The following is a 17,117-nucleotide window of genomic DNA, read 5'->3' as shown; positions in this document are numbered from 1 at the left end:
TCCTACAGTTTCTAGTCTTCAGCGGTTATCGAGGCTGAATTATTATTTGGGTTGTAGCTGCTACTATTAAGCGCCGCCATTTGAAATTTATATTGCAGCTCACCTAGTTCAGATTGAAAGTATCTAAGGTCTGCCGCTCGTTGTTCTTGTATTGCTGTCACAAAGCGTTGTAAGTCCTCTTTGCGCTCTGTACGACTGCTATCTATTAAGTAATTAGCTAACTTCACCGTTCTTTGCGTTTGATTCTCTTCTAGTTGTTGAATGGCATTGGTTATTTGCTGTTGATTTTGTGCATTCCATAACACCACTTGGTCTTGAAGGTAGGCCTGCTGCTCTTTTTGCCACTGCATCTTTTGCTGTTGAGCCGTTAAGATTTGCACGGAGCCTTCATGCCATTGCACTTTCAAATCAAAAACAAACATGACACAAACGATTAATGAGAAAGAAATAGCCAACATAGACATTCCGCTTTCTTGCCACCAATTACTTGTTTTATCTGGACGTGCAACAAACGTCGAACCTCTGTCCCATTTAGGGACATCAAAATTTTGTTCAATCTGCTCATTTTGTTGTTTTAGCATGTCTATTAGATGCACTTTTTCTTGGTATTCAGCCGACGCCATCAGTTTTTCCAACTCCAACGGAGATAAAGCCTCACCATTGCTCCAAGCAAAGAATAACGGCTCTAAAGACTGATTTTTCTCATGCGGCATAATCACTGTCCTCAATTAAAAGCTTTAATTTATTAAGACCGGTGTAAAAACGGGACTTAATAGTATTTGTCGAAATTCCCATTTGATCTGAGATCTCTTCAAATTTAAGCTGTTGAAATATTTTAAGTTCTATAATGAGTCGTTGCTCCAGACTAAGTGATGCCATCATCTGCATTAAGCCGGCGCTATTTTGCAACTGTTCTAAGTTTATTTGCGGGCAACTATCGACTATTTCAGACTCATAATTATCAAGCTCTTGATCATCACTAAAAGTAAGCTTTTTTTTACGAAAAAAGTCCATGCATCGATAATAGGCCAATGACAGTAACCAAGTTTTAAAGCTACTTTGATGTTTAAAGTCTGATAAATTACGACAAACTGAAACAAAGGTTTCTTGCATCAAATCCAACGCATCAGCTGGATTATTTGTCATTCTCAATGCATAGCCATAAACACACTTTTCATAGCGTTTGACTAATTTGCACCATGCAGACTGATTGCCGCATAATGCTTTTTTGATTAATGTTTTATCGTCTTGAATTAAAAACAAAACTATCCCTAATACTCGTTGCCATATGCATTTTTAGCATCTTTGTATCTATAGTCGTGAGGAGTTTGTAAAAAGTTTTAACTTTTTTAATATTTTTTGCTAGTTGCTAGTTGCTAGTTGCTAGTTGCTAGTTAAAAGAAAAATTGAGGGCGAGAGATAGGTACACTAATTTCTAAAACTTAAGTACTACTTTTAACGAGCTATCCAAATACTTGTCATCAATAATACCTATAGCATTTGGCCTTGAACTAACAAATCGTTTTACTTCCTGAGAGCTTGTAAACTCAACAGGTGCGATTCCACGACCTGTAAAAGACAACTTTGCCCAATAACCCGTATATTGTGACTCGTTCTTATTTAGCACTTGAATGTTAAAACTTTCGCGAATTGAATTGCCTGCTAACAAGGTTGCTAACGTGGCTTTGTTGCCGTTACTGAAAGCACCTTTTTTGCCAAGGTAAAGCTTTTTGATATCCGATGTTGATATCTTAGCGGTATTTTCGGCATTAATAACCACCACATTTCCAGCTATCGATGTACAAGAGAAGCAAAAAATAAATGATACAACCAACTGCTTAATTTTCATTATTGGTCCTGCCGTTAAAATGCAAAATCTAATGACATAAAAAATGCGCTACTGTCTGTTTTACCATCCTGATTTTGGTCTATAAATACTGCAGCATCACCTTTGTCGTTGAATGTTAAAAATTCAAATTTTATCGCTGTCGCGGGACTTAAGTTATACCTTGCACCAACACCTATGGAGGTATAATAGTCATCCAACGTTCCTGTAACGCCATCTTCATAGCCATTACTTATGCCACCAGGTGCAATAAATCTAAAGTCACCTCTAAATTCCGAATAGAATATATAGGGTGTCCACGTCTCTAGTCGGTATGCAAGAGAAGCGAACCAAGATGTGTAAATGTTGTCATAATCATTCCATTCTACCAGGGCTAAAATATTGTCTGCGTCATATTGAAGTGAAACATCGATAAACTGAGTGTCGACCCATTCGCCGCCAAATAACGGATTTGATGGGTATTGCCCTTCTGCGTACGAGGTGAAATTTTCTTTGCCGTCAAGATAAGATAACCGTAGCGTTATCGATTCATAATTTGTGTCAACAACGACCCCTTTCATTTGTTCATACTTTTTTGTTGTGCGGATTTCTCTTAGCCCCCGAAAAGTACCATTCTGATCATAAAGTTGCTCACCTTTATATTTATCTAATAGGGTTATCAGTTTATTTGGATCGGTATCTTGTTGCCCTGCATACAATCGAATTGTTGAGGTGACGTCGCCAAAGTCTAAATTCATATCTAAACTCAAACCTTGATAATTGGTAACTGCCAATGAGTAAGCATCTGATGGAACTCGAACCCAAGGGTATGCGACGCCGACATCCATGTAATCTGAAAAATGGTAAACCGGTAGTCTCATTTTGCCGACTTTAAAATTAATATCGGGTGTCACACTGTAACTGGCATAAAACCACTCAAGTTGTGGTTCAAAATCATTCACCCCTCTAAGCATAACTTGCCCGGTTATGTTTAATGAATCATTTGCGGCATAACGAGCCTGCACACCAAGCCTAGACTCACTTTGTAACTCAATACCGTGTGTGTATTGTCCGGCCCCGTCAGGTAGCCTAGCCCAATAACCATCTCCATCAATGACCACGCCACCCACAATACTTCCAAAACCACTTACCTTTACTTTTTCGTTAGCAAGTAAGTTAGATGACACTGATGCCAATAATAAGTAGGTGATTATTGCTGCTCGTTTCATACTTCCGCCAAATTATCCTGCTCTACATCGAGTATAGACAAGTTTTAACGGATTGAATTTATAGGTATAAAAAAAGCCACATTAAATACAATGCAGCTTTTCTATTTAAGTAGATTTAAGTATTAATTACTTAACTGGCGTTAACCATCCCCACTTATCTTCAGTCGTACCGTTGAATAGACCAAAGAACATATCTTGAACTTCTTTTGTAATAGGTCCGCGCTTGCCATTACCTACATTAATGCCATCCACACTTCTTACTGGGGTAACTTCTGCAGCTGTACCACACATAAGGATTTCGTCTGCTAAGTATAAGGCTTCGCGTGGAATATTTTGCTCGCGCACTTCATAACCTCTATCACGAAGCAAGGTCATAATTGTGTCTCGAGTAATCCCTGGTAAAATTGCCGCTGTAACCGGAGTCGTAGTTACAATACCGTTACGAATAACAAATAGGTTTTCACCTGCACCTTCAGAAACCATACCGTTCACATCTAGTGCGATACCTTCGCCGTAACCATGTCGACGAGCTTCCATAGATATAAGCTGCGAAGATAAGTAGTTACCGCCAGCTTTTGCACCGGTTGGCATAGTATTCGCGGCTAAACGATTCCAGCTAGAAACACCGGCATCTACGCCTTTTTCCAACGCTTCCTCACCTAAATAAGCGCCCCATTCCATTGCTGCAACTAATACATCGGCTTCAGTATTAAATGGAACCGCTAAACCTAAACCAATTTCGCCATAAAAAGCTGCTGGACGTAAATATGCTGATTTAAAGCCATTTTTTACGACTACGTCTTTTTGCGCTTGATTCATTTGTTCATGAGTGAAAGGAATCGTCATGCGATAGATTTTTGCTGAATCAAATAAACGTCTTGTGTGGTCGTCTAGGCGAAAGATACAAGTGCCTTTATCTGGCGTATTGTAGGCACGAACGCCTTCAAATACTGATGAGCCGTAATGAATGGCGTGACTTAATACGTGAACTTTCGCGTCGCCAAAAGGAATGAGTTTGCCGTTAAACCAAATGGTTTCTGCTGATGATGGTAATGCCATGGATTTTCCTCCAATTTTTATTTGGCGCAATTCTGCCTTATCAAATCGGGAATAGCACTGTTTGAGGAAAATTGGTGGTAGAAAATAACCGCTAGGTTGTCAGCTTTTTTTACCACCCGATTAGCTAAGTGTTTATTTTTTAAGGACTTCGAAATCACCATTTAAGAGCTTAGGTAAACCTGTAGGCCCAATGTAATGAAGTGTACCTGTCGCGACTAACACTGACTTTTTCTCTAAAATAGGATTTAACGTCTCTTTCCAAGCTTGGTTGCGTTCAATTAATAGGAGCTGCTCAAGCTGTGTATCATAGCTACTCGACTTTAATGTCTTATTATAAATATCTTCAAATACACTAATATCGCTATTAATCCATGCTTCTAGCATTTTGCTTGGCATATCGGACATATTATTTAGTTCATCTAAGGTGTCTTCTAACATGTCGTCATAATTAATATCGTCAGCGTTATCAAATAAACGATTAAAGATATTAAGCTGCTGTGAGAAAGTCTCAAGTTCAACAATCTGTTTGTTTTTGAGCTTTGCATATTCAATTATTTGCTGGTCGATACCATGCTCAGCAACCAAGCCCATTTTTTGATAAGACATTTGCACCATAATTACGGCGACCATCCAAGGTTTAAACTTTTCGTATTGAAAAATATCGACACCAAATTGTTGCAAATAACCATTCACCCGAGTTGCCATAAGTGGTGAAATAACCTGAGTGATAGTTACATCACCAGGCAACATAGCAAGCTCTAATATGGCTTGTTGTTGCTGAAGCTGACTAATATCCGAAAGATCAAGCTCTACGGCAACAACATCTACCGCATCAATTAAAGCTTTCATTCTTGGTGATAACGTTTTTATACGCTCGTCACCAACGTGGATAGTACCAACTAAGTAGTCATCTTTGTGCACGCCAGTTCCCTGCCACACAGGCTCGGCTGATACGGTAAAAACGACTAAAGTCGCTAACAAAAAAGAGGCTAGTACTTTCATTTTCTACTTCTTAAATTTTTTAATTAGGGCTTGTTTTACAACGTCAGGTACAAATGCAGAAACATCACCATAATGCGCAGCAACATCACGAACAATTGTTGAAGATATGTGACTTGTTTCAGAGCTAGGCGTTAACAACACACTTTCTAGATCTTCATTAAGTTTGCGGTTCACACTCGCTAATTGATATTCATATTCAAAATCAGCTACAGCCCTAACTCCGCGAATAAGAACCGTGGCATTTTTCTGTTTAGCGTAGTCCGCTAACAATCCCTCAAAACCTTCCACTTCTATATTATCTAAGTCAGAAACAGATGCTTTCACCAATTCAACACGTTCTGCTAAGTCAAACAAAGGTTGCTTACGAGAGCTCATTGCAATTGAAATAATTACCTTATCAAACAGCTTCGCTGAGCGACGAATTAAATCAATATGCCCATTTGTGATTGGATCGAATGTGCCTGGATAAATTGCTGTAACCATTAAAGTGTTTCCTAAACGTTATCTATACTTTGGCACTATAACACCATTCTTGTTTTGCGTTAAAAAGTTACATTTTGAAATACTCTAGACCCTTTTATCACGAAAACCACTAGAGCTAATGATCTAATCTGTGTTTAAATACAGCCAATTAATCCGCTTCCTTTATCGATGACTCACAAAGGACTGCTTAACTGGCGCTATTTGCCAATTAGCTATTAACCGAGACTGGATATGAAAACCAAAGATCGTATCGTTCAAGCAAGTATTGAATTATTTAATGCCCAAGGTGAACGCAATGTAACGACTAATCACATTGCATCGCACTTAAATATTAGCCCAGGCAACTTGTACTATCATTTTAGAAATAAAGAAGAAATCATTCGCAATATTTTTGAAAAATATGCACAACATATGCAAGTTTCATTTGAGCCGGTAAAACCAAGTGAAGACGCTGTAGAGATTTTATCAAACTACTTAGATGCGGTATTTTCGGCGCTATTTCACTTCAATTTTTTATACGACAACTTGCCTGTCATTATGGCAAGAGACCCTGAGCTCAAAACGCAGTACTTAGAAATTCATATAAAAATGATGGATAAAATACATGCCTTGGTTCTTGGTTTACAAAACGCCAAAGTTATAGAAATTGAGCATGATGACATCGAAGATTTTGCGAATATAATTAAGCAACAAGTTACTTTTTGGATTAGCTATTGTAAGACTAGCCAAGAAGACACCACAATTACCGACGCATTAATTTATAACGGCTTGTTAAAAGTACTACTATTGTTTAAGCCATACGTAACAACCGAGTTTAAAGACGTCGTGAGCCAATTGACTGCTCGATATAAGTCTTTGGCCAATGTTGAATCTTAATTTAAGGGTAAATAATGTTTGATTTAAAAGCCTGCTATCACGCTAATCTTCAGCAACATTTAGAACTTTTTCAGCAAATGGAAGCTTATTTGCCGCAAGCAGAAGAATTAGCTAACGCCTGTTTTAGTGCGTTAAATAAAGGCGGAAAAATAGTATTTTTTGGCAATGGTGGCAGCGCCGCTGACAGTCAGCATTTAGCTGCAGAGTTTGTTGTTCGATTTAAAAAAGAACGTCGCGCATTAGCCTCGATTGCGCTTACTACAGACACCTCAATTTTGACGGCCAATGCCAATGACTACTCGTTTGATTCGGTGTTTTCGCGCCAAGTTGAAGCTTTAGTAAAAGAACAAGACGTTGTAATTGGATTAACTACCAGCGGAACAAGCAAAAATATTAATTTAGCGTTAGAAGCAGCCAACGAACTTGGCGCATTTACTGTCGCTTTAACAGGCAGAGACGGCGGTGCGGTAAAAGATATTGCTAAGCTTCCTATCATTATTAAAAATGACATCACTGCACGTATTCAAGAGGCTCACATGTTTATTGGTCATTGGTTATGCGAAGCCATTGATGAACTTGTAACTCAAAACGACTAAAATTCGGAATAGTTAATGTTTGATCTTTCTATATTCAGCCAACTTTCTAACAATAATATTTTAGTAGTTGGTGATGTCATGCTAGACCGTTATTGGACCGGTGATTCACAACGAATTTCTCCTGAAGCGCCTGTTCCAGTTGTAAAAATATCAGAGCTAGATGATAAAGTAGGTGGCGCGGCGAACGTAGCACGTAATATCGCCCACCTAGATGGCAAAGTTACGTTAATGGGGATCATTGGCGAAGATGAAAATGGCGAACGCCTGACACAGCTTTTAAAAGATGAACAAGTCACTGCAAAGTTACTTACCCAAAGTACACAGCCAACTATTACCAAGTTACGCGTTATTAGTCGCCAGCAACAAGTGGTGCGTTTGGATTTTGAAGAGTCTTTTGCCAGTGACCACGCCAAATTATTAGTGGAACAATTCACACAAGAGCTAGCTAATCACCAATTTGTAGTATTTTCCGACTATAACAAAGGCTCTCTGAGATACATCGGTGAGATGATTCAAATTGCCCGAGCTGCCGGAAAGGTGGTGTTAGTTGATCCTAAGTCAAAAGATTTATCAGACTATTCAGGTGCTTCAGTTATAACACCTAATAAAACAGAATTTGTTGCCGCAGGCGGTGTTGTTGATAGTGAAGCGGCTATTATTCAATCTGCACAGCGCATTATGCAAGAGTGTAATATTGAATCAATATTACTCACTCGCAGCGAACAAGGCATGTCTGCAATTACAAAAACAGACAAAGTTGATATGCCAGCGCAGGTATTAGAAGTGTCAGACGTTACAGGCGCCGGCGATACTGTCATTGCAACACTCGCAATGATGATGGCTGCAGGGCTAGAGTTAGCGGATGCAGCTAAAGTAGCTAATTTAGCTGCAGGTGTTGTAGTAGCTAAGTTAGGCGCAGCAACCGTGTCACCTGAAGAATTGTATCGGGTGGTAAATAAGCATTTATTTGCCTCCAAGCAGCGACATTACCAAACACCATTTGATGATGTGTTACAGCATATTAAGTTTGCTCGTCAAAGTGGTGAAAAAATCGTATTCACCAATGGTTGTTTCGATATTTTACATGCCGGCCACGTTCATTATTTAGAACAAGCTAAAGCGCTTGGTGACCGACTTGTTGTTGGTTTAAATAATGACGCTTCTATCACTCGCTTGAAAGGGCCTGGTCGTCCGGTGAACCCGCTTGAACAACGTGCAACGGTTATAAGTGGCTTAGCCAGCGTAGACTGGGTTATTCCATTTGGTGAAATCAACGGTAACGAATTTGATGACACGCCTTATGACCTCATTAAACTTATTGCGCCGGATGTTTTAGTAAAAGGTGGCGATTACACGCCTGAAAGCATTGTTGGTGCTGATATCGTTCAATTAAATGGCGGAGACGTTGCGGTGATTGAGTTTGTTGACGGATGTTCTACAACCAAAATAATTGAGAAGATTAAGCAATAAATTTTCGAGCCTTTGTCTTCTTAGCTTTTATCGGCAATAAGTTCAAAGGCTTGCTTAGCGACGACAACTCCATTTAGTAACACTTCTATATAATGTAACCCGCTGTAATAACGCCTTGTATTTATAGGCTTAAACGAGTGAACCTTGTCGAAACTCACTTGCTTATTTATTAATGTCGTTTCTTTCCACTTAAATACTTTTGCTATGTGTTGGCCTCGTCCTCTCAAATGATGAACTTGATAGTCCACTAACACCGCGACTGAATCGTTATCAGCCGTATTTTTATGTAACGTTAAACCCAAGGTTAACGACTCACCGACTTTCACAATTGACTTATCAATGCTAAACGTAGCGGAAATATTGTCTGGTGAACAATAACCAAATACACCTAAAGCGTCGATATTCCCTCGTTTAATTAAGGTTCGACACGCATGTTTTACCATACGGTGAGTGTTTTTATCGGCTTGAGTCGATAACCAACGTTTTGCGATATCTACAACGAGATCCGGATGCGTTTTACTGATGTCATTTAAGTGATTTGCCACACTTCTTCGAACATACTCTGATTCATCGGATTTAAGCTTTTCTAAATGTGGTTTTACCCAATCTGGATTAAGTTTAAATTCCGGAAGTTGCATCGCCCATGGTAATAACGGTCGAGTACCTTCGCTTACTAAGCGCCTGACATGGTGGCAGGGATCTGAACACCAAGGCAACATAATCGCCAAACACTTACTAGGCTGAGATAACAATAAATGTCGTATTCCAAATTCACTAGTAAACCTTTTAGTGAGTGTTTTTAACGCGTTTAATGCCAGCTCCAAATCATAGTTATCCAGTCGCCCGACATACTCGGTAAAAGGCATAACCATCCATCCTGCTACGCCATTTTTGTCAGTTGTGATGTCTTTTAAATTATGGTTATTGTTTACTGGCGCCAATACATGACATAAGGCACGAACGGCATCTGATTGATCCGTTGGCAAACATTGTTGCAGAGCAATTACAATTTGTTCGCTACGCTGCTTCAATTCATGTTTTTCAATATTATGACTGGCAAGTTCAATAAACTTATCTTCATCAAAAGAAAAAGTGGTTTTTGTGAAGTAATCAGAAAAAAGCTGCCCAGTAATGATTATTTGAGGTTTGTTAAATACCGCTTTCATTGATCATTTATAATGTCATAAACCACGGTAGTGATTGTGGCGGTCATTTCAGCATGCGACATAATCGCACCTAAGCCAGCTTTGCCTATTGCTTCACGAACTTCTCTGTTAGCAAACCAATCGTTTAACACTTCTAAAAACTCAGGCTCAGAGTTAGCAATAACCATCGCACCTGCGCGAACTAGTTCATCACAAACTTCGGGATTATTGTATATATGCGGCCCCATAATGACGGGTTTAGCATAGGCAGAAGCTTCTAACGGGTTATGTCCGCCTTTCTCAGCGATAGAACCACCAACAAAAGCAACGTCTGCAGCGCCATATAACTTATTTAGCTCGCCCATTTTATCAACTAACAAAACATCAATTTTGTCAGTGACCGGTTCGTCTAAACTTCGTTGAGCTATTTTAACGTCTTGTACTATCAAATATTCCAACACTTGTTGAAAGCGCTCTGGGTGCCTTGGCGCAATAATAAGTAACAATTCTGGATATAGCTTTTTTAGTTTTTTATACGCAGATATAACCACTTCTTCTTCTTCAAGGTGTGTACTACCAGCAATAAAGACAAGCCTATTTTCGACGTTAAATTCTGCTCTTGTTAACTGACTTAATTGATCCGATGGCAGCTCTATATCAAACTTTAAATTACCTACAATTTGAATACTCTTATCGCTCAGACCAAGCTCAATGTAGCGATCGAAGTCATCTTGGTTTCTTGCTAACACTTTGGATAGAGATTTTATCATTGGCTTCGCTAACCAACTAAAGCGCTGATACCCACGCTTTGTTGAGTCAGTCATACGCGCATTAACAACAACAACTGGGATCTTTTTGGCCTTACATCTTCGAATTAAATTTGGCCAGAGCTCGACTTCCATTATTAGCGTCGCCACCGGTTTAACTTTTCTCAGTAATGAAGACATCATCCAAGGTAAATCTACCGGCAAGTAGGTATGAAACACACGCTTTTGAATTTCATCGGGTAACTTTCTTGATAGTTGCTCTTTACCGGTTAACGTATTTGTCGTGACGACAATATAATGCTCTGGGTGTTGTTGCAGAATTTGTTTGATTAAACCTGATGCTGCGGTTACCTCCCCCATTGAAGCACAATGTATTAGCAACGATTTATTTTTTATGTGTTTTGGTAAACGCTTTGGAATCAAACCAAATTTCTGACCCCAAGCTATATCCATCTTGACGTTTGCTTTCGCATTAGAATTGAACACTTGAATAGTGTAACGATGCAATAGAAACAGCAGCCACTTGGCGACCTGAAGCCCACCGACTATCAGTAGTAATACGTTATAAAAAGTTAACGCAAGCAATTGCTTCATTTTTGATATCCCACCAGCAAGTCGCTCCAATTTTGCTCTGTATAATAAAAATTCGTATTAAGTGTTTTTTCTTTTTCCAAAGAACGTTTCAGGCGCTCTAAATTGGCCTGTTTCCAACTATCATTTGGCGACAAGTTAAATGCGCATCGATCAAAGTCAATCAACGTAATATCTGTTTGATTTGAAATAAGTATATTATGAATATTCAAATCTGCATGAAAAACATGATGATCATGGAAAAGACGAATGGTTTTACCTATTTCATTCCATACAGTAGGCGTTAAATCTTTTTTAAGCAATAAGTTATAAGCATCTTTTGCTCCTTCAATACGTTCAATAAGTATGTCATTGCTAAACCAACCAAAACCATGACTAACCACTTGGCACGCCAATGGCCTCGGTACTGGTAACTTGAGGCTCCACATTTGGCTTAATAAATCAAACTCTCTCACGGCTCGAGACTCTGAAGGGTTTTTAAAGAAAAACTTGTCTTTGTTGAAATGTCTAACCAACCCGCCGCGATAATAGTGACGTAACACCATTTCTACCGGCTGCTGCTGATTATCTTGTGTCTGAATAAAATAGGTGGTGAAACGACCTTTTGACGTACCTGATACGTTACCCGCTTTTAGCCAAAACTCTGGATTAAACCAATCCCCATTAATCAAACCATCAAACTCCGACAGGAACTTGAAGTGTCTGTTGCCAACCTTTGCTTGTTTTGATTCTAAAGAATTTGGTTTTTTTAACACTTTTTGCACGTTTCTTTTAAGTCTGAATTTAGCTAAGATCATACCTTAGCTTAACCTATTTACGCCAATTCGTTTTTTGGAGCTTTTTTTGACCTCTTCATTACAGTCTATATGTATACTCAGGCTTTCTGCCATCGGTGATGTATGTCATGCCGTTGCTGCAATTCAAGCTATTCAAAAACAACATCCACAAGCAAAAGTAACTTGGATTATAGGCAAAGTTGAATATCAACTGCTAAAAGACTTGCCAGGTGTAGAGTTTATTATTTTTGAAAAAAGCAAAGGCAAACAGGCTTATACACAATTAAAGCATGACTTAGGTGATCGTAAGTTTGACGTGTTATTGCATATGCAAGTGGCGCTAAGAGCAAACTGGGCAGCACGATACATAAACGCAAAACAAAAAATTGGTTTTGACTGGGGACGTGCCAAAGAATTGCACGCTCTATTTACTAACTCAAGAATTAAAGCCCAGCAAGAGCCGCATGTATTAGAAGGTTTTTTTGCATTTGCCGAAAAAATTGGTGTCCCAAGTGAAGCGATTAATCATTTAACATGGAACATTCCTGTTTCAGACCAAGACATAGAATTTGCTGAAACCGTTTTACCTAATAATGAGCGCCATTTAGTTATCGCACCAGCTGCAAGTAAAGCAGAACGCAATTGGCTAGCGGAGCGTTACGCTGCAATCGCAGACTATGCCGATGAACAAGGTTTTAAAGTAAGTTTGTGTGGTGGACCTGGCCCGCTAGATAGAAGTATCGGTAATGATATTATCGCAGCCTCGAACTGTTCAATTCAGGACTTGATTGGAAAAACATCACTAAAACAAATGTTAGCTGTACTTAATCGCGCAAGCTTAGTCATCGCCCCTGATACTGGACCTGCGCATATGGCTGTTACTCAACAAACACCCGTTTTAGGTTTATACGCTCATTCAAATCCCAAGCGCACTGGGCCGTATCTATATCAAGATTATGTTTGCAACGTCTACCACAAACACATTCAACAACAAAAAGGGAAACCGGCTGAGCAATTAAAATGGGGAACTCGAGCTAAAGGTAAAAACCTTATGGCTGATATAACTATTGAAATGGCAAAGCATAACTTTGACCGCTTGGTTAAGGATTTTTCGTTGTGAACAATAACGTAACAAAACAAAAAGCATTATTTTTAGATCGTGATGGCGTAATAAATGTCGATCACGGTTACGTCAGTGATCCTAAGAACTTTGAGTTTATCTCTGATGTCTTTGACGTTGTAAAAACCTTTGCTGACGATGGCTTTCTCATTGTCGTTATTACCAATCAATCAGGCATTGGTCGTGGATATTATGATGAAGCCCAATTTCAGCATTTAACCCATTGGATGAATCAAGAGTTTACCAAACATGGCGTAAATATCGCTGCAGTAAAGTTTTGCCCTCATCACCCAGAAAAAGCACAACCGGAATATTTACGCTCTTGTAACTGCAGGAAGCCGCAGCCAGGCATGATTTTAGAAGCGATAAGAGAGCTTAATATCGATCCTGCACAGTCTATTTTTGTTGGTGATAAAGAGTCGGATATGAAAGCCGCTAGATCCGCTAACGTCCAGTTCAAGTACTTAGTAGAAAGTGGACAGACATTTTCGGATCAGCAAGCAAAAGCGGCAGATGCTGTTTTTAACAATTTAACAGAGCTAAAACAGTCTTGGTTTTCGCAGACTAAGGCTTAGTCGCAACTAAAGAATACAGCATAGGCACAGGTTCATTGTTCTGGATAAGTTGAAACTTACCAGGACTTGTTTCTTGTAAGCCGTCAAAACAGTCATAGGGACTATAGTCATGCTCGTTAAATTGACTAATAACCAAACCCGCATCGAGTAATGCCGTTATTACCTCACTAATTGAATGCGCCCACGTTACGATATTTTGCTCTTCATCCCCACTATTCTCTGTATACGTTGATTCCGATTCGTGACACGGCAAGTATGTATTAAAATACGGATACCCAGCCATGACATCATGAAAAGGATGAAATTCGATTAAGTGAAACTGTCCACCTGAGTGTAAAGAGTCTGCAATAACCTTGGCCCATGATGTCAGCTCTGGCAACCAACACAAAACACCATAGGAACTAAAAACCATGTCGTATTGCTGGCTATCAATTTGACGAAGTTGCAATACGTCAGAGCAAATAAAAGTCGCATTAAGGTTAGTTGTTAATGCCAATTCGTTGGCTTTATCTATTGCGGCAGATGATAAATCCACGCCAGTTACGCAAGCACCGAGTCTCGCCAACGAGAGCGAGTCTAACCCAAAGTGACACTGCAAATGCAACAGCGACTTACCTTTTACGTCACCTAGTTGAGCTATTTCTAAAGGGTTTAGCGTTGAGTCACCATTGAGAAAACCAGTTACATTATAAAACGACGACTCAGCATGAATTTCCGTTCTTCTATTCCATGCTTGTTGATTAATTTCTAAGTGTTCCATATGTGCTAACAACTCATTATGTTCTGTAAGGTTATTTTTACCATTCCCTGCTCGGATGTCTATGCTAAATGCTGACGAGCTGAGATAAAAGCAGTACAATCGGCGACACTTAGTGGCAAATCTATGTTCGCCACCCACACTCATATTGGAGCAACTTAAATGCGCGCAGCTGGATTTTTCAAAAACCTTAATGAGCAAATCGAACAAGTAAAAGAAGATGGCTTGTACAAGTCAGAACGTATTATAACGTCACAGCAAAAGTCCAGCATCGACGTTGGCCAACAACAAGTCTTAAACTTTTGTGCAAATAACTATTTAGGATTGGCGAATAACCAAGATTTAATCAATGCTGCCCAAGAAGGTTTGGATAAGCATGGCTTTGGTGTTGCTTCAGTAAGATTTATTTGTGGCACTCAAGATATTCACAAAGAGCTCGAAGCTAAAATCAGTAGTTTCTTAAAAACTGAAGATACTATCCTTTACAGCTCATGTTTTGATGCCAATGGTGGTTTATTTGAAACAATATTGAGTGCAGAAGATGCAATAATTTCAGATTCACTAAATCACGCATCAATTATAGATGGTGTTCGACTTTCAAAATGTAAACGCTACCGTTATGCAAACAATGATATGGCAGATCTTGAAAAGCAATTACAGCAAGCCGACGCAGATGGTGCGCGCTTTAAGCTAATAGCTACCGATGGCGTATTCTCAATGGATGGTGTTATTTGTGATTTAAAAACCGTTTGTGACTTGGCCGATAAGTACGATGCGTTGGTAATGGTTGATGACTCTCATGCTGTTGGTTTTGTAGGTGAAAACGGTCGTGGCACGCACGAATATTGCGATGTTTTAGACCGTGTAGATATCATTACCGGAACCCTAGGCAAGGCATTAGGCGGTGCATCTGGCGGTTATACTTCAGGTAAAAAAGAGGTGATTGAATGGTTACGTCAACGCTCTCGCCCATATTTATTCTCGAATTCACTAGCACCATCAATTGTAACGGCGTCACTTAAAGTATTAGATATGTTAGAGCAAGGGTCGGATCTACGTGACACCCTATGGTCAAACGTTGCTTATTTTCGTGAGAAAATGTCAGCAGCCGGGTTTACATTAGCAGGTAAAGATCACGCCATCATTCCTGTGATGTTGGGTGACGCAAAGTTAGCCTCTATGTTTGCAGATAAAATGTTAGAACGAGGCATTTACGTTGTTGGCTTTAGCTTCCCGGTTGTACCTAAAGGCCAAGCTCGTATTCGTACTCAAATTTCGGCGGCTCATACGCAAGAGCAACTTGATAAAGCTATTAATGCCTTTATTGAAGTTGGCAAAGAACTTAAGGTAATTTAATCATGAAGGCATTAGCAAAGTTAAAGTCGGAAAAAGGCATTTGGATGACCGACGCTGAAAAGCCAGTGATGGGTCACAATGATTTATTGATAAAGATTCGTAAAACTGCAATTTGTGGCACTGACATGCATATTTACAACTGGGACGAATGGGCACAAAACACCATTCCTGTGCCTATGGTTGTTGGCCATGAATATGTTGGTGAAGTAGTAGATATGGGCCAAGAAGTAAAAGGTTTTACAGTTGGCGATCGAGTGTCTGGTGAAGGACACATTACGTGTGGCCATTGTCGAAACTGCCGAGCAGGACGAGTGCACTTGTGTCGAAATACAACCGGTGTAGGTGTTAACCGCGAAGGTTCTTTTGCAGAATATTTAGTTATTCCCGCATTTAACGCGTTTAAAATTCCAGATAATATCTCGGATGATTTAGCCTCTATTTTTGACCCGTTTGGTAACGCGGTTCACACAGCTCTCTCTTTTGATTTAGTCGGTGAGGACGTATTAATTACCGGCGCTGGACCAATAGGTATTATGGCCGCTGCCGTCGCTAAACACGTTGGTGCGCGTCACGTAGTTATCACAGATGTAAACCCTTACCGCCTTGAACTGGCCAAAAAGATGGGTGCGACACGGGCTGTTAACGTATCTGAAACAAATTTAAAAGACGTAATGAGTGACTTGGGCATGACTGAAGGGTTTGACATAGGCCTTGAGATGTCAGGCGTACCTAGTGCATTCAGCTCAATGCTTAACAACATGAACCACGGTGGTAAAATTGCCATGTTAGGTATTCCACCAGCGAGTATGGCGGTGGATTGGAATCAGGTTATTTTTAAAGGCCTAATCATTAAAGGCATTTATGGCCGTGAAATGTTTGAGACTTGGTACAAAATGGCAAGTCTTATCCAGTCTGGTTTAGACATTTCACCAATGATCACGCACCAGTTTCACGTTGATGACTTCCAAAAAGGCTTTGATACCATGGGTTCAGGTCAATCAGGTAAAGTTATCTTAAACTGGGATTAACCAAAGCTAGCTGAGAAGGAATTTAGTAATGTCAGACTTAAAAACGAAACAAACAGAGGTTAGTCCCTCAACGTTTATAAGCGCCTTAAACGATGATAAAAAGCGTTCAGATGCTAATACGCTTCTGACAATTATGTCTGACATTACTCAGCAACCAGCCGTTATGTGGGGCGATAGCCTCATTGGTTTTGGTCTCTATAAGTATCAATATGCCAGTGGCCGCAAAGGCGAATGGTTCAGAGTTGGTTTTTCTCCTAGAAAACAAAATATTACCTTATATATAATGAATGGTTTCAGCCAATACCAACACCTGCTTGAGCGACTCGGCAAACACAAAACAGGTAAATCTTGTTTATATATAAATAAATTAGAAGATATTGATATCGACGTGTTAAAACAAATGATCGCACTCTCATATCAAGCTCGCTTTGATAGCGAAATCTGACACTATCCCCGCCCAAA

At 39.6% G+C, this 17,117-nt stretch carries 19 protein-coding genes; 8 read left to right on the top strand and 11 right to left on the bottom strand.

Annotated elements, in window-relative coordinates:
- Positions 1-11: 11 nt before the first annotated feature.
- From ACZ1GV_RS13440 to coaD, 7 genes are all read right to left on the bottom strand, one after another.
- Positions 12-713, bottom strand: coding sequence for a hypothetical protein (locus tag ACZ1GV_RS13440; protein WP_472674606.1), 702 nt, complete (start codon positions 711-713; stop codon positions 12-14).
- On the bottom strand, positions 703-1,263 hold the full coding sequence (locus ACZ1GV_RS13435; protein WP_472674605.1) for an RNA polymerase sigma factor: 561 nt from the start codon (positions 1,261-1,263) through the stop codon (positions 703-705). Before ACZ1GV_RS13435 ends, ACZ1GV_RS13440 begins: the two co-directional genes overlap by 11 nt.
- A gap of 172 nt (positions 1,264-1,435) precedes the next feature.
- Positions 1,436-1,849, bottom strand: coding sequence for a phosphate ABC transporter substrate-binding protein (locus tag ACZ1GV_RS13430; RefSeq protein ID WP_472674604.1), 414 nt, complete (start codon positions 1,847-1,849; stop codon positions 1,436-1,438).
- Between the two features lie 14 nt (positions 1,850-1,863).
- Complete coding sequence (locus ACZ1GV_RS13425) at positions 1,864-3,054, bottom strand: hypothetical protein (RefSeq protein WP_472674603.1); 1,191 nt, start codon at positions 3,052-3,054, stop codon at positions 1,864-1,866.
- Positions 3,055-3,180: 126 nt separating this feature from the next.
- On the bottom strand, positions 3,181-4,113 hold the full coding sequence (locus tag ACZ1GV_RS13420; protein WP_210560706.1) for a branched-chain amino acid transaminase: 933 nt from the start codon (positions 4,111-4,113) through the stop codon (positions 3,181-3,183).
- A 132-nt stretch (positions 4,114-4,245) separates the two neighbouring features.
- A complete protein-coding gene (locus ACZ1GV_RS13415; RefSeq protein ID WP_472674602.1) occupies positions 4,246-5,115 on the bottom strand; it encodes a TraB/GumN family protein in 870 nt (289 codons plus the stop codon).
- Between the two features lie 3 nt (positions 5,116-5,118).
- Entirely contained in the window at positions 5,119-5,598 is a 480-nt protein-coding gene (coaD, locus tag ACZ1GV_RS13410; protein WP_210560708.1) for a pantetheine-phosphate adenylyltransferase, read from the bottom strand.
- Between the two features lie 231 nt (positions 5,599-5,829).
- Here coaD and ACZ1GV_RS13405 point away from each other — a divergent pair, with 231 nt between their 5' ends.
- Genes ACZ1GV_RS13405 through hldE form a run of 3 tightly spaced genes read left to right on the top strand, consistent with a single transcriptional unit; the run spans position 5,830 to position 8,540 of the window.
- The gene (locus ACZ1GV_RS13405; RefSeq protein ID WP_472674601.1) at positions 5,830-6,474 is read left to right on the top strand and encodes a TetR/AcrR family transcriptional regulator; all 645 of its coding nucleotides are present in this window, start codon (positions 5,830-5,832) and stop codon (positions 6,472-6,474) included.
- Between the two features lie 14 nt (positions 6,475-6,488).
- On the top strand, positions 6,489-7,070 hold the full coding sequence (locus tag ACZ1GV_RS13400) for a D-sedoheptulose 7-phosphate isomerase (protein ID WP_472674600.1): 582 nt from the start codon (positions 6,489-6,491) through the stop codon (positions 7,068-7,070).
- Positions 7,071-7,085: 15 nt separating this feature from the next.
- Entirely contained in the window at positions 7,086-8,540 is a 1,455-nt protein-coding gene (hldE, locus tag ACZ1GV_RS13395) for a bifunctional D-glycero-beta-D-manno-heptose-7-phosphate kinase/D-glycero-beta-D-manno-heptose 1-phosphate adenylyltransferase HldE (protein ID WP_472674599.1), read from the top strand.
- Between the two features lie 20 nt (positions 8,541-8,560).
- On the opposite strand, the gene ACZ1GV_RS13390 is transcribed toward hldE, so the two are convergent.
- From ACZ1GV_RS13390 to ACZ1GV_RS13380, 3 genes are read right to left on the bottom strand one after another with little or no spacing between them, the layout of a single operon-like run.
- Positions 8,561-9,706 carry a DNA alkylation repair protein gene (locus ACZ1GV_RS13390; protein WP_472674598.1) on the bottom strand — a complete coding sequence of 382 codons (1,146 nt, stop codon included), beginning with the start codon at positions 9,704-9,706 and terminating at the stop codon, positions 8,561-8,563.
- Positions 9,703-11,046: a 3-deoxy-D-manno-octulosonic acid transferase gene (locus ACZ1GV_RS13385; RefSeq protein WP_472674597.1), complete on the bottom strand. Its 1,344-nt coding sequence runs from the start codon at positions 11,044-11,046 to the stop codon at positions 9,703-9,705. The genes ACZ1GV_RS13390 and ACZ1GV_RS13385 overlap by 4 nt, the downstream gene beginning before the upstream one ends.
- Positions 11,043-11,840 (bottom strand): 3-deoxy-D-manno-octulosonic acid kinase, encoded by a 798-nt coding sequence (locus ACZ1GV_RS13380; protein ID WP_472674596.1) that lies wholly within the window; start codon positions 11,838-11,840, stop codon positions 11,043-11,045. The genes ACZ1GV_RS13385 and ACZ1GV_RS13380 overlap by 4 nt, the downstream gene beginning before the upstream one ends.
- Positions 11,841-11,886: 46 nt before the next feature.
- Between ACZ1GV_RS13380 and ACZ1GV_RS13375 the strand changes: the two genes are divergently transcribed.
- Both ACZ1GV_RS13375 and gmhB read left to right on the top strand, forming a co-directional pair.
- On the top strand, positions 11,887-12,939 hold the full coding sequence (locus tag ACZ1GV_RS13375; protein ID WP_472674595.1) for a glycosyltransferase family 9 protein: 1,053 nt from the start codon (positions 11,887-11,889) through the stop codon (positions 12,937-12,939).
- Positions 12,936-13,514: a D-glycero-beta-D-manno-heptose 1,7-bisphosphate 7-phosphatase gene (gmhB, locus tag ACZ1GV_RS13370; RefSeq protein WP_472674594.1), complete on the top strand. Its 579-nt coding sequence runs from the start codon at positions 12,936-12,938 to the stop codon at positions 13,512-13,514. Before ACZ1GV_RS13375 ends, gmhB begins: the two co-directional genes overlap by 4 nt.
- On the opposite strand, the gene ACZ1GV_RS13365 is transcribed toward gmhB, so the two are convergent.
- Positions 13,504-14,274, bottom strand: a complete 771-nt coding sequence (locus ACZ1GV_RS13365; protein WP_472675902.1) for a class I SAM-dependent methyltransferase — start codon at positions 14,272-14,274, stop codon at positions 13,504-13,506. The genes gmhB and ACZ1GV_RS13365 overlap by 11 nt on opposite strands.
- Before the next feature lie 159 nt (positions 14,275-14,433).
- Here ACZ1GV_RS13365 and ACZ1GV_RS13360 point away from each other — a divergent pair, with 159 nt between their 5' ends.
- Genes ACZ1GV_RS13360 through ACZ1GV_RS13350 form a run of 3 tightly spaced genes read left to right on the top strand, consistent with a single transcriptional unit; the run spans position 14,434 to position 17,100 of the window.
- Positions 14,434-15,627, top strand: a complete 1,194-nt coding sequence (locus tag ACZ1GV_RS13360) for a glycine C-acetyltransferase (RefSeq protein ID WP_472674593.1) — start codon at positions 14,434-14,436, stop codon at positions 15,625-15,627.
- Between the two features lie 2 nt (positions 15,628-15,629).
- Positions 15,630-16,655, top strand: a complete 1,026-nt coding sequence (gene tdh / locus ACZ1GV_RS13355) for an L-threonine 3-dehydrogenase (RefSeq protein WP_472674592.1) — start codon at positions 15,630-15,632, stop codon at positions 16,653-16,655.
- Positions 16,656-16,683: 28 nt separating this feature from the next.
- Entirely contained in the window at positions 16,684-17,100 is a 417-nt protein-coding gene (locus ACZ1GV_RS13350) for a DUF1801 domain-containing protein (protein ID WP_472674591.1), read from the top strand.
- Positions 17,101-17,117 lie beyond the last annotated feature (17 nt).

This window comes from Psychrosphaera sp. HA2-10, from assembly GCF_055693745.1.
The sequence above is the reverse complement of the archived record's forward strand: the minus strand, read 5'-3'. Positions and strand labels throughout refer to the sequence as shown.

Coding starts and splice junctions, on each gene's coding strand:
- ACZ1GV_RS13440 (WP_472674606.1), bottom strand. CDS start 713: ATGCCGCATGAGAAAAATCAGTCTTTAGAGCCGTTATTCTTTGCTTGG.
- ACZ1GV_RS13430 (WP_472674604.1), bottom strand. CDS start 1,849: ATGAAAATTAAGCAGTTGGTTGTATCATTTATTTTTTGCTTCTCTTGT.
- ACZ1GV_RS13425 (WP_472674603.1), bottom strand. CDS start 3,054: ATGAAACGAGCAGCAATAATCACCTACTTATTATTGGCATCAGTGTCA.
- ACZ1GV_RS13420 (WP_210560706.1), bottom strand. CDS start 4,113: ATGGCATTACCATCATCAGCAGAAACCATTTGGTTTAACGGCAAACTC.
- ACZ1GV_RS13415 (WP_472674602.1), bottom strand. CDS start 5,115: ATGAAAGTACTAGCCTCTTTTTTGTTAGCGACTTTAGTCGTTTTTACC.
- coaD (WP_210560708.1), bottom strand. CDS start 5,598: ATGGTTACAGCAATTTATCCAGGCACATTCGATCCAATCACAAATGGG.
- ACZ1GV_RS13405 (WP_472674601.1), top strand. CDS start 5,830: ATGAAAACCAAAGATCGTATCGTTCAAGCAAGTATTGAATTATTTAAT.
- ACZ1GV_RS13400 (WP_472674600.1), top strand. CDS start 6,489: ATGTTTGATTTAAAAGCCTGCTATCACGCTAATCTTCAGCAACATTTA.
- hldE (WP_472674599.1), top strand. CDS start 7,086: ATGTTTGATCTTTCTATATTCAGCCAACTTTCTAACAATAATATTTTA.
- ACZ1GV_RS13390 (WP_472674598.1), bottom strand. CDS start 9,706: ATGAAAGCGGTATTTAACAAACCTCAAATAATCATTACTGGGCAGCTT.
- ACZ1GV_RS13385 (WP_472674597.1), bottom strand. CDS start 11,046: ATGAAGCAATTGCTTGCGTTAACTTTTTATAACGTATTACTACTGATA.
- ACZ1GV_RS13380 (WP_472674596.1), bottom strand. CDS start 11,840: ATGATCTTAGCTAAATTCAGACTTAAAAGAAACGTGCAAAAAGTGTTA.
- ACZ1GV_RS13365 (WP_472675902.1), bottom strand. CDS start 14,274: ATGGAACACTTAGAAATTAATCAACAAGCATGGAATAGAAGAACGGAA.
- ACZ1GV_RS13360 (WP_472674593.1), top strand. CDS start 14,434: ATGCGCGCAGCTGGATTTTTCAAAAACCTTAATGAGCAAATCGAACAA.
- tdh (WP_472674592.1), top strand. CDS start 15,630: ATGAAGGCATTAGCAAAGTTAAAGTCGGAAAAAGGCATTTGGATGACC.
- ACZ1GV_RS13350 (WP_472674591.1), top strand. CDS start 16,684: ATGTCAGACTTAAAAACGAAACAAACAGAGGTTAGTCCCTCAACGTTT.